This window comes from Clavibacter lycopersici, assembly GCF_003576405.1.
Taxonomy (GTDB): Bacteria; Actinomycetota; Actinomycetes; order Actinomycetales; family Microbacteriaceae; genus Clavibacter; species Clavibacter lycopersici.
Map to the genome: position 1 here is coordinate 1 of NZ_QWGT01000112.1, position 9046 is coordinate 9046.

Sequence of the window (9046 nt, forward strand, 5' to 3'; positions counted from 1 at the left end):
GCCTCCTCGAGCACGCGCACGTCGAAGCCGCGGGCGCGGAGCCAGGCGGCGGCGTGCGCGGCGACCGCGGTCTCGCCCGCGGCACCCGGCACGAGGTCGGGGTTGGTCGAGTCGATGCGGATGAGCTCGGCGGCGAGGTCGACGGGATCGACGGCGCCCTCGACCGCGCCGGCGACGGGGTCGCTCACGCGCGCGGCGGGAGGTCGTCGGCGGGCAGGGAGCGGACGACCTCGCCGGCGTCGTCGACGAGGCGCAGCGCGCTCTGCGGCACCGTGACCCGGCGGCCGGCCGTGCCGTCGTCATCCGATCCGAGCTCGACGACCCAGGCGCGTCCGCGGGCGGTCGGCACCGGGCTGACGCTGCGGAGTCCGTCCGATGCGGAGGCGACCACGAGGCCGACGGGCTCGCCGTCGAGCGCGGGATCGCCCGTCGCGGCCTGGCCGTCGAGGATCACGACGACGGCCCCGACCCCGATCGCGTGCGACACGGCGCTCCCCCGGTCGCCATCGGATCCGTCCCGGCCGCGTCTCATCCACATGCCCCGATCCTCGCATCGGCCGCCGCCGCCCGCCGCCCGACGCGCGGCCGGGCGCCCGCCGCACGGCCGACGCCCGGCGGACGTCGCTAGCGTGGGGATCCCACCCGCAAGAGGAGTCCGCGTGCCCCGTCCCACCGACATCATCATCAGCCCGCTCGACGGCAAGCGCGCCGTCGTCACCGGCGGAAACAGCGGCCTCGGCCTCGAGACCGCGCGCCGCCTGGCCGTGGCCGGCGCCTCCGTCGTGCTCACCTCGCGCGACCCGGAGCGCGGCGAGGACGCGGCCGGCACGATCCGCGACCGCCACCCCGGCGTGCACGTCGAGGTCGGATCCCTCGACCTCGCCGACCTCTCCTCCGTGCGCGCCTTCGCCGACCGCGAGATCGAGCGCGGTCCGATCGACATCCTCGTCGACAACGCGGGCGTGATGGCCCCGCCGGACCGGCGCGAGACGCGCGACGGCTTCGAGATCCAGCTCGGCACGAACCACCTCGGGCACTTCGCGCTCACCGGGCTGCTCCTCCCGGCGCTCCGGGCGGCCGACGCCCCGCGCGTGGTCGTCGTCTCGAGCCTCGCGCACTGGATGGGCCGCATCGCGTTCGGCGACCTCCAGTCCGAGCGGCGCTACAGCCCCTGGGCGGCCTACGGCCAGGCCAAGCTCGCGAACCTCCTCTTCATGCGCCGACTGCAGGCGCTGTCCGACGAGCGCGGCTGGGGCCTCACCGCCGTCGCCGCGCACCCCGGCGTCACGTCCACGAACCTCGCGAAGAACGGTCCGGGGTCGGGGCCGCAGGGCGTCGTGAGCGAGCTCACGGCGAGGTTCGGGCCGGCCGCGATGGGACAGGACGTGCGCGTGGGCGCCCTGCCGCAGATCCAGGCCGCGACGGGCCTCGGCGTGCACCCGGGCGACTACTACGGCCCCGCGGGCCCCGGCGGGATGAGCGGCATGCCGCACCTGGCCGCGTCGAGCCCGTGGTCGAAGGACCCCGAGCTCGCCCGGCGCCTGTGGGGCGCGTCCGAGCAGCTCACCGGGGTCGCGTACCCCGCGTAGCCCGCGAGCGCTGTACGGCCGATCCGCCCGGGTTCCGCCCGGGCGGATTCCCTATGGTGGGGACATGAGCATCGACGCCGACCGCCCCTGGGTACGCAGCTACGCGGACGGGGTGTCGGCCGACATCCCTCCCGTGATCGGCTCCCTCGTCGACATGGTCGAGCGCTCGATCCAACGGCACGGCTCGGCCGTCGCGCTCGAGTTCTTCGGGCGCGAGACGACGTACCGCCAGATGGGCGACCGGATCAGCCGCGCGGCCGAGGGCCTGCGCCGTCTCGGCGTGAGGAAGGGCGACCGCGTGGCGCTCGTGCTGCCGAACTGCCCGCAGCACATCATCGCCTTCTACGCCGTCCTGCGGCTCGGCGCGATCGTCGTCGAGCACAACCCGCTCTACACGCCGCGCGAGCTCCGCCACCAGTTCGAGGACCACGGCGCCCGCGTCGTCATCGCGTGGAACACGGTCGTCGGCACGATCCAGGACATGCCGCGCGACGTGCCCGTGGACACGATCATCTCGGTCGACCTCCCCGCCGCGATGCCTCTCGCCACGCGCCTCAAGCTCCGGCTGCCCGTGCCCGCGGCTCGCCGTGCGCGCGCCGCGATCACGGCGCCCGTGAAGGACACCGTCACCTGGGAGGAGCTCGTCGACCACCGCCGCATCGCCGCCTCCCGCCCGCGGCCGGAGCTGGACGACGTGGCGATCCTCCAGTACACGAGCGGCACCACCGCGAGCCCCAAGGGCGCGATCCTCACCCACCGCAACCTGCACGCCAACGCCATGCAGGGCCGCGCGTGGGTGCCCGGCCTCGCCGACGGGGGCGAGACCGTCTACGGCGTGCTCCCGATGTTCCACGCATACGGCCTCACGCTCTGCCTCACGTTCGCCATGGCGATCGGCGCCCGGCTCGTGCTGTTCCCGAAGTTCGACGTGGACCTCGTGCTCGCCGCCGCCCGGAAGCACCCGCCGACGTTCCTGCCGGCCGTCCCGCCCATCTACGAGCGGCTCGCGCGCGGCGCGAAGGAGAAGCGCGTCGACCTCACGGGCGTCCGCTTCGCGATCTCCGGCGCGATGAACCTGCCGGTGTCCACGGTCGAGCTGTGGGAGGGTCTCACGGGCGGCTACCTCGTGGAGGGCTACGGCCTCACGGAGACCTCGCCCGTCGCTCTCGGCAACCCCATCGGGCCGTCGCGCCGACCCGGCACAGTGGGCGTGCCGTTCCCGAGCACCGAGGTGCGCGTCGTGGATCCCGAGGACCCGTCGGTCGACCGCGCCCCCGGCGAGGAGGGCGAGCTGCTCATCCGCGGGCCGCAGGTCTTCCAGGGCTACTGGCGCCGCCCCGACGAGACGCGCGCGGCGCTGATCGACGGCGGCTGGTTCCGCACGGGCGACATCGTGCGCGTCGACGCCGACGGCTTCACCACGATCGTCGACCGGATGAAGGAGCTCATCATCACGGGCGGCTTCAACGTCTCCCCCAGCGAGGTCGAGGACGTCGTGCGCGGCGCACCGGGCGTGCAGGGCGCGGCCGTCGTCGGGCTCCCGTCCGCGGACGGCGGCGAGGACGTCACGGCGGCGGTCGTGCTGGATCCGGGCGCCACGCTCGACGAGGCCGCCATCCGCGCGTACTGCCGCGCGCACCTCACCGCCTACAAGGTCCCCCGCCGCGTCGTCCGGGTGGACGCGCTGCCGACCTCGCTCATCGGCAAGGTCCTCCGCCGCCAGGTGCGCGAGGACCTGCAGCGCGAAGGCTGACCGCCGCCTGGCAGGACGCGCCCCCGGCGGGATCGGAGGCCGGGACGGCCCTACGGTGGAGGAGCACGTTTCGTGCACCAAGCATCGAAGGAGCCACATGACCCGAGGCATCGCCGTCGTCACCGGAGGATCGGCCGGACTGGGCCGCGCGACCGTGCGGGAGCTCGCCGACCGGGGCTGGGACGTCGCCGTCCTCGCGCGCGGCGAGGACGGGCTCGCGGGCGCGGTCGCCGACATCGAGGCGCGCGGCCGCCGCGGCCTCGGCATCTCCACCGACGTCGCCGACCGCCTCGCCGTCGAGGCCGCGGCCGACCGCGTCGAGGACGAGCTCGGCCCCATCGACCTCTGGGTCAACGACGCCATGGTCGGCGTCTTCGGCGAGTTCCTCTCGACCGACCCGGCGGACTTCGAGCGCGCCACTGCGGTCAACTACTTCGGCTTCGTCAACGGCACGCGCGCCGCGCTCTCGCGCATGGTGCCGCGGGACAGCGGCCACGTGATCCAGGTCGGCTCGGCCCTCGCCCACCGCGGGATCCCGCTGCAGGCCGCGTACTGCGCCGCCAAGCACGCCGTGCAGGGCTTCACCGAGTCGGTGACGACCGAGCTGATCCACAACGGCAGCAAGGTGGTCATCTCCACCGTCGACATGCCCGCGCTCAACACGATCCAGTTCAACTGGGTCAAGTCGCAGCTGCCGCACCACCCCCAGCCCGTGCCGCCGATCTTCGAGCCCGAGGTGGGCGCGCAGGCGATCGCCGCGGTCGCCGAGAAGCCGAAGCGCCGCAACTGGGTGGGCGAGCCCACGGTGAAGACCGTGCTCGGGAACCGGTTCGTCGCGAACTGGCTCGACGGGTACCTCGCGAAGGTCGGCTACTCGGGCCAGCAGGCCGCCGAGAAGACGCAGCCCATGCTGCCGACCAACCTCTACACGCCGACCGCGGGCGACCACGGAGCCCGCGGCATCTTCAGCGACCAGGCCCGCACCATGAGCCCGCAGATCTGGATCGTCCGCAACCGCGCGAAGACCGTCGCGATCGGCGCGGGCGCCCTGCTCTCGGGCGTCGTCGCCGGCGCCGCCGCGCTCCGCCGCCGATAGCCTCGACGCATGGGTGACATCGACGCGATCGTGGTCGGCTCGGGACCGAACGGGCTGGCCGCGGCCGTGACGATGGCCCGCGCGGGCCTCCGGGTAGAGGTGCACGAGCGGGCGGACACGATCGGCGGCGGGAGCCGTACAGCCGAGCTCACGCTCCCCGGCTTCCACCACGACATCTGCTCCGCCGTGCACCCGATGGCGCTCGCGTCCGGGTTCTTCCGTGCGTTCCAGCTCGACCGGCGCATCGACCTGGTGGTGCCGGAGATCTCCTACGGGCACCCGCTCGACGGCGGCGTCTCGGGCATCGCGTACCGCGATATCGAGCGCACCGTCGACGCCCTCGGCGTGGACGGGCGCGCCTGGCGGCGTCTCATGGGGCCGCTCGCCGCGTCCGCCGACCGGGTCGCCCAGTTCACGAACGGCCCGCTGCTCCAGGTGCCGCGACACCCGCCCACCGCGATCGCACTGGGACTGCGCGCGCTCGAGCAGGGATCCCCGCTGTGGGACGCGCGCTTCCGCGGCGACGTCGCGCCCGCGATGTTCACCGGGGTCGCGGCCCACGCGATCCAGACCATGCCGAGCGTCTCCACGGCCGCGGCCGCGCTCTCCCTCGGCGCCTACGCCCACGCGCGCGGCTGGCCCGTGCCCATCGGCGGCAGCCAGTCCATCGTCGACGCGCTGGTGGACGACCTGCGCGCTCATGGCGGAGAGGTGGTCACGGGTTCCGAGGTCACCTCCCTCGACGAGCTGCCCGCGGCTCGTGCGGTGCTGCTCGACACGAGTGCGCGCGCCCTGGCCCGCATCGCCGGCGACCGCCTCCCCGACCGCTACCTCCGCGCGATCCGCCGCTTCCGCTACGGGAACGCCGCCTCCAAGGTCGACTTCGCGCTCTCCGGTCCCGTGCCGTGGACGGATCCCGAGCTCCGCCGCGCGGGCACGCTGCACGTCGGCGGCACGCGGGCCGAGATCCAGGCCGCCGAGCGCGACGTCGCCGCGGGCCGCCACAGCGACGACCCGTACGTGCTCGTCGCGCAGCCCTCCATCGACGACCCCGGCCGCGCTCCCGCGGGGCAGCACGTGCTCTGGGCGTACACGCATGTGCCCGCGGGATCCACGGTCGACCAGACCGAGGCGATCACGCGGCAGATCGAGCGCTTCGCCCCGGGCTTCCGCGACCTGATCCTCGCGTCCTCCAGCATCGACGCCGTCGGCATGGAGGAGCACGACCCGAACTACATCGGGGGCGACATCGCCGCGGGCGCCGCGAGCGTGTGGCAGCTGCTCGCCCGACCGGTGCTCTCGCCGGATCCGTGGCGCACGCCGGCGCAGGGCGTCTACCTCGCGTCGAGCTCCGCGACCCCCGGGCCCGGCGTGCACGGCATGGCCGGGTACCAGGCGGCGCGGAGCGCGCTGCGGCACGAGTTCGGCATCGAGCGCGGGCCGGACCTCTCGCTGTAGCAGGGCGGCACGTGGGTGCCTACCCCCGCCTCCCGATTACCGGAGGCTGGATGCGCGCACCAGACTGGACGCATGTCCGTCACCCGCCGCCGCATGAAGTGCTCCCCCTCCGACGTCGCCGAGGTCGTCTCCGACGGCTGGCTGTTCCCCGCGTGGGTGGTCGGCGCGTCCCGGATGCGGTCCGTCGACGACGCCTGGCCCGCGGTCGGCGCGCAGCTGCACCACTCCTTCGGGTCCTGGCCCGCGCTCATCGACGACGCGACCACGATGCTCGAGTGGGATCCGCCCCGCCGCGTGGTCATGCAGCCGAAGGGCTGGCCGCTCGGCGAGGCCCGCGTCACGCTCGAGGTGCGCACGCTCCCCGGCGGCTGCGAGGTGCGCATGACCGAGGAGGCCGTGCGCGGGCCGGGCCGCCTCGTGCCGGCGCCGCTCATGGACCTGCTCCTGCACGCCCGCAACGTGGAGACGCTGCGCCGGCTCGCGTACCTCGCCGAGGGGCGGCACGCGGGCCGCGCCTGACCTCCGGGGCGGCGCGGTCCCCGGGCCGTCGCCTGCGCGTCACCGGGCGGGCGACCCCCGCGGCCTAGGGTGGGAGGGGTGACCACCCCCACCGAGCGGCCCTGGCTGGCCAGCTACGCGCCCGACGTCCCGCACGAGATCGACCTGCCGCAGGGATCGCTCGTCGACATCGTCGACCAGTCCGTGCTCCGGTTCCCCGGCGGCACCGCGCTCGACTTCCTCGGGGCGGAGACCAGCTACCGCGAGCTCGGCGAGCTGATCGCGCGCGCCGCCCAGGGGCTCGCCGACGCGGGGGTGCGCGCGGGCGACCCGGTGGCGATCGTCCTGCCGAACTGCCCGCAGCACGTCGTGGCGTTCTACGCGGTGCTGCGCCTCGGCGCGGTCGTGGTGGAGCACAACCCGCTCTACACGCCGCGCGAGCTGCAGCACCAGTTCGAGGACCACGGCGCGCGCACGGTGATCGCGTGGGACAGGTCGGTCGCCACCGTCCAGGCGCTCCCGGACGGCGTGCGCCCCGAGCGCATCGTGTCCGTCGACGTCACGCGCGCCATGCCGCGCCGCACGCGCCTGCTCCTCCGCCTCCCCGTCCCGAGGGCCCGGGCGGCGCGAGCCGCCATCGCCGCGAGGGTGACCGGCACGATTCCCTGGGAGCGGATCACCGCCGCGGCGCCCCTGCCCGTCGAGCACCCGCGGCCGGCGGCATCCGACGTCGCGGTGATCCAGTACACGAGCGGCACGACCGGCGCGCCGAAGGGCGCGGAGCTCACCCACCTGAACCTCAGCGCCAACGCGGCCCAGTCCCGCGCGTGGGTACCGACGATCCCGCGCGGGACGAGCGTCGTCTACGCGGTCCTGCCGATGTTCCACGCCTACGGGCTGACCCTCTGCCTCACCTTCGCCATGAGCATGGGCTCGCGCCTGGTGCTGTTCCCCCGCTTCGAGCCGGACCTCGTGCTGCAGGCGATCCGGCGCCACCCGCCGACGTTCCTGCCCGCGGTCCCGCCCATCTACCGGCGCCTGCGCGAGGCGGCCGAGGCCGAGGGCGTGTCGCTCGCGGGGATCTCCATCTCCATCTCCGGCGCCATGGCGCTGCCCGAGTCGGTCGTGGTGCCGTGGGAGGAGCGGACGGGCGGCTGGCTCGTCGAGGGCTACGGCCTGTCGGAGTGCTCGCCCGTGCTCATGGCCAACCCCGTCGGGGACACGCGCCGCGCGGGGACCGTCGGCCTGCCGCTGCCCAACACCGAGGTCCGCGTCGTGGATCCCGAGGACCCGACCGTCGACCGGCCAGCGGGCGAGCCCGGCGAGCTGCTCGTGCGCGGACCGCAGGTGTTCCGCGGCTACCACGGGCGGCCCGACGAGACGGCCGCCGCGATCCTCGAGGGCGGCTGGTTCCGCACGGGCGACGTGGTGACGATCGACCAGGACGGCTTCGTGCGCATCGCCGACCGGATCAAGGAGCTCATCATCACGGGCGGCTTCAACGTCTCGCCGTCCGAGGTGGAGGACGCCGTGCGCGGCATCGCCGGGGTCAGGGACGCCGCGGTCGTCGGGATCCCGCGCGAGGGCGGCGACGAGGAGGTCGTCGCGGCCGTGGTGCTCGAGGACGGCGCGACGCTCGACGAGCAGGCCGCGCGGACGATGCTGCGCGGCGAGCTCGCGGCCTACAAGGTGCCGCGCCGGATCGTGGTGCTCGACGAGCTGCCGACGTCGCTCCTCGGCAAGGTGCTGCGCCGGAAGGTGCGCGAGGGGATCGTCGAGGCGGGCTAGCGCCGAGCGCGCGGCCCGCCTCCCGTCCGGCGGCGGGCTAGAAGAAGTCGCCGCCGCCGAAATCGCCGCCGCCCATGTCGCCGCCGCCGCCGAAGTCGCCCGCGCCGAAGTCGCCGCTGCCGAAGTCGCCTGCGCCCGCGTCGGCGCCGCCTGCGTCCGTCCCCGCGTCCGTTCCGGCGTCGGCGCCTCCATCGGCCCCGTCGGCCCCGTCGGCCCCCGCTTGGTCCTGGCCGACCGCGTCCGGGATGAGGGCCTGCGCGATGGCCGAGCCGACCACGACGCCCGCGATGGTGCCGAGCATGGATCCGGCGATCATGCCGCCCATGCCCATCCCCGCACCGCCGCCGCCCGCGAGGCCGCCGCGCGGTCCGAGGGTGCGCTCGAGCGTGCCGGGCGCGCGCATCTCCGAGCGCGTGGCCGAGCGGGCGAGCGACTCGGGGCGGTCGTCGACGGGGGCGTCGCCCTCCGCGGCGTCCGAGCTCAGCTGGCGGAAGAGGATCTCGCGCTGCTCCGGCGTGAGCTTCTGGAACGCCTCGAGGTGCACCTCCTCGATCTTCTCGGGCGGTGCGGTGCGGAGGAGGTAGCGGTACCGCTCGACGGCGATCTCGTCCGCGCTGCGCTCACGGGGCGCGCCGGCCGAGGCGCGGTCGCGTCGCTCGGCGGGCTGCTCGTCGCGGCCCAGGAGCCTGTCCAGGAATCCCATGGTGGTGCCTCTCGCCGGGGCCGGATCGGCGCGTGTCGCCGACCGCATCAGCCTCCGGCCACCGTACGGGTCGCATCCGGGAGCCGCGTGGGAGGCGGGTGCGCGTCACCCGCGCGGCCGCCATGGTCAGCGGTCGCGCGCGCCCCTGCCCCGCTGGGCGC

8 protein-coding genes and 1 pseudogene are annotated in these 9046 nt (G+C 75.0%); 6 read left to right on the forward strand and 3 right to left on the reverse strand.

The window, feature by feature from the left end:
• Together DZG00_RS08890 and DZG00_RS08895 are read right to left on the reverse strand one after the other, a co-directional pair.
• A pseudogene (locus DZG00_RS08890) lies at window positions 1–188 on the reverse strand (acetylornithine deacetylase); the annotation flags it as partial.
• On the reverse strand, window positions 185–538 hold the full coding sequence (locus tag DZG00_RS08895) for a hypothetical protein (protein ID WP_119383375.1): 354 nt from the start codon (window positions 536–538) through the stop codon (window positions 185–187). The gene DZG00_RS08895 and the pseudogene DZG00_RS08890, both read right to left, overlap by 4 nt.
• Window positions 539–659: 121 nt before the next feature.
• Here DZG00_RS08895 and DZG00_RS08900 point away from each other — a divergent pair, with 121 nt between their 5' ends.
• The 6 genes from DZG00_RS08900 to DZG00_RS08925 all read left to right on the forward strand — a co-directional run bounded on the left by DZG00_RS08900 (window position 660) and on the right by DZG00_RS08925 (window position 8182).
• Window positions 660–1589 (forward strand): oxidoreductase, encoded by a 930-nt coding sequence (locus tag DZG00_RS08900; RefSeq protein WP_119382961.1) that lies wholly within the window; start codon window positions 660–662, stop codon window positions 1587–1589.
• A 64-nt stretch (window positions 1590–1653) separates the two neighbouring features.
• Window positions 1654–3342, forward strand: coding sequence for a long-chain-fatty-acid--CoA ligase (locus DZG00_RS08905; RefSeq protein WP_119382962.1), 1689 nt, complete (start codon window positions 1654–1656; stop codon window positions 3340–3342).
• A gap of 97 nt (window positions 3343–3439) precedes the next feature.
• A complete protein-coding gene (locus tag DZG00_RS08910; protein WP_119455545.1) occupies window positions 3440–4438 on the forward strand; it encodes an SDR family oxidoreductase in 999 nt (332 codons plus the stop codon).
• A gap of 9 nt (window positions 4439–4447) precedes the next feature.
• The gene (locus tag DZG00_RS08915; RefSeq protein ID WP_119383061.1) at window positions 4448–5896 is read left to right on the forward strand and encodes a phytoene desaturase family protein; all 1449 of its coding nucleotides are present in this window, start codon (window positions 4448–4450) and stop codon (window positions 5894–5896) included.
• Between the two features lie 72 nt (window positions 5897–5968).
• Window positions 5969–6415: an SRPBCC family protein gene (locus DZG00_RS08920; protein WP_119455546.1), complete on the forward strand. Its 447-nt coding sequence runs from the start codon at window positions 5969–5971 to the stop codon at window positions 6413–6415.
• Between the two features lie 78 nt (window positions 6416–6493).
• Entirely contained in the window at window positions 6494–8182 is a 1689-nt protein-coding gene (locus DZG00_RS08925; protein ID WP_119383129.1) for a long-chain-fatty-acid--CoA ligase, read from the forward strand.
• A 37-nt stretch (window positions 8183–8219) separates the two neighbouring features.
• Here the strand turns inward: DZG00_RS08925 and DZG00_RS08930 are convergent, their stop codons facing one another.
• Complete coding sequence (locus DZG00_RS08930; protein WP_119455547.1) at window positions 8220–8885, reverse strand: hypothetical protein; 666 nt, start codon at window positions 8883–8885, stop codon at window positions 8220–8222.
• Window positions 8886–9046 lie beyond the last annotated feature (161 nt).